Genomic DNA, 373 nt, shown 5'->3' with positions numbered 1-373 from the left:
GTCGACGGCGATGAGGGCGAGGGTGTCGTGACCGCGATTCGTCACCAGCACCCGTCCTGGTCCTACGAGCTTGATATCGCCGGGGTAATTGCGCTCAGAACGCGAGCGGGCGGTCCCGATGCGCCGTGTGCTCGGCGTCGATCCCCACCGCACGACATCGCCGCTCACCTCGCCGCGGCATACCGTCTCGCCCAGCTCACCGCTCACGACGATCGTCTTCGCGCCGTCGCGCAGCGCCTCTTGGAGGATCACGAGGTGGCGAGGGCCTGTTCCCTCCGGGGTCGGCAGCGGCGAGCGCGGCTCATACGCTCCAACGGCGCCGCGGTAGCGATGGATGAGGTCGGCGCCGAGGTCGGGCACATACAGTTCACCC

At 68.9% G+C, this 373-nt stretch carries 1 protein-coding gene; it reads right to left on the bottom strand.

Going from position 1 to position 373, the window contains the following annotated elements:
• Nucleotides 1–373, bottom strand: a 373-nt coding sequence (locus tag SB658_RS22295) for a beta-propeller fold lactonase family protein (RefSeq protein WP_410602381.1), incomplete at both ends; no start/stop codon positions are given.

It is taken from the genome of Bacillus sp. SIMBA_008 (assembly GCF_046535495.1).
GTDB lineage: Bacteria > Bacillota > Bacilli > Bacillales > Bacillaceae > Bacillus > Bacillus subtilis.
The sequence above is the reverse complement of the archived record's forward strand: the minus strand, read 5'-3'. Positions and strand labels throughout refer to the sequence as shown.